The 1,827-nt window shown below is 69.8% G+C and carries 2 protein-coding genes; both read left to right on the top strand.

Translation table 11 applies throughout. The features are described from left to right. Nucleotides 1–644 (top strand): TraE/TraK family type IV conjugative transfer system protein (locus QZX93_RS25220; protein WP_366761206.1); only part of this gene is annotated, 644 nt, incomplete at its 5' end. Then, nucleotides 641–1,684 carry a type-F conjugative transfer system secretin TraK gene (locus QZX93_RS25225; protein WP_295385036.1) on the top strand — a complete coding sequence of 348 codons (1,044 nt, stop codon included), beginning with the start codon at nt 641–643 and terminating at the stop codon, nt 1,682–1,684. The genes QZX93_RS25220 and QZX93_RS25225, both read left to right, overlap by 4 nt. The last annotated feature ends 143 nt before the right edge of the window (nt 1,685–1,827 follow it).

Here is a 1,827-nt window from a genome sequence, read left to right on the forward strand (position 1 = left end):
CTGCTGCCCCTGCGTGGGCGTACCACCCCCAATCCATTCTGTCGGCGGTGGCTACCATGAACCTCCAGCGATTTCTCGCCACCTGGGCCGGGCTGACGCTGGAGAACCGGGTCAACCGCCTGATCATCCTGCTGCTCATCGGCGTGAACTGCGTGTTGGCGGTGACGATCAACCAGACCGATCGCACCGTGGTGTTGGTGCCGCCGGTCCTGGAAGGGGAGGTCTCGGTGGCGCGCTCCTCGGCCAGTCAGGAGGTCCGGGAGGCCTGGGCGCTGTTCGTCGCCGAGCTGCTCGGCAACGTCACGCCCACCAATGCCGAGTTCCTGACCAAGGCCCTGGAGCCCCTGCTGGCACCGGCGCTGCGGGTCGACGTGCTGCGCGTGCTGGACGCCCAGGTCGCCGAGATTCGCCGCGAAAAGGTCAGTCTGGCCTTTGAGCCGCGGGAGATCAGCCGGGACCCGGCCAGCGGCACGATCTACATCACCGGCACCCATGTGACCAGCGGCCCGGCCGCCAAGCCGGTCAACAAGTCACGTACCTATGCCCTGCGTGTCGAGTTCAAGAACTACCGTCCGGTCGTGGTCTTCCTGGATTCCTATCCCGGGGAGCCGCGCGTCGGCGCAACCGTTGGGAGCCCGCGATGATCCGTCAACCGACCCTGCTCGCCCTGTGCGTCTCACTCGCACTCGGCACCGCCCAGGCCGCGCCTGAGCCCGACCCCGGGGCCGCGATCCCGCGGGTCGCCTGCGACCTGTTGGATGTACGCACCGCGGGGGCGGGACCCCGTGCTGACCCGGTCGGGACCAGCGAAAGCTCCCCGGGAGGGGCACCGACCATTCGCCAGGTCGGCGGACTCGACGTGGCCGCCCGCCGGACCAGCAGCGCCCCCGAGCGTCGTGGCGGTTTCCTGCGCGTCGCCATGGGTCCGTCGGCGGGTCAGGCCCCAGCCGTCACGATGGAACTGGGACCCCGCAACGTCAGTATCACCCCGGGCACCACGGCGTTGATCGAGATCGCCATCGACCACCTCAACCGCCTCGTCACGCCCTTCGCGAACCCGGTGGTGCGGACCGTCTCCGCGGCCAGTACCAGCGTCGATGGTCATGTGGTCTACGTGGCCACGTCTACCGAGGAAGCCGTTTCCTTGTACATCAGCGACGGGCAGAGCAATGACCTGGCGTTGTCGCTCACCCTGGCCCCGCGGTACGTGCCCCCGCGCGAGATTCGCCTGACCGTGCCCGGGTATCGCGGCAAGGGTGCGAGCGGCGTGGGACCCGACGGCGGCAAGTCGGCGTCGCTGCCGGGCGCGGCGGGGGAGGGCAACGGCAGCACCCCCTATATCGCCGCCTTGACCGACCTGTTGCGGGCCATGGCCCAGCGGCGGCTGCCGGCCGGTTTCCAGGTGAAGGGTAGCGGCCCGAAGGCGCACTGCGCCCCGGGGCTCAAGATCACCAGGACACAGCTGATCCAGGGGGCGACTGCCAGCGTGCTGACGCTTGGCGTGCGCAATACCGGCACCGGCACTGTGCCGGCCAACGAGTCTGCCTGCGACCTGGATAAGGGGATCGTCGCGGCGGTCGGCGCCTGGCCGTTGAAGACCCTGGCGCCGGGGCAGGAAACCGAGGTCTTCCTGGTGCTTCAGGACGGCGCCGTGGCGGCTGACCCGAGCGGGACACCCCGGTGATCAATCTCAAGAGCCGATGGGCCTCCCTTTCGCCCGGCGTCCAGCGTGTGGTGGCCTGGGGTGCGGGCGGCTCCGTGCTGCTCCTCCTGGCCGCGATTGCGGTACAGAGCGCCGGGGCACCCACACCCCGCGGCAGTGCCCAG

Source organism: uncultured Thiodictyon sp. (assembly GCF_903946935.1).
In the GTDB taxonomy this organism is placed as follows: Bacteria; Pseudomonadota; Gammaproteobacteria; order Chromatiales; family Chromatiaceae; genus Thiodictyon.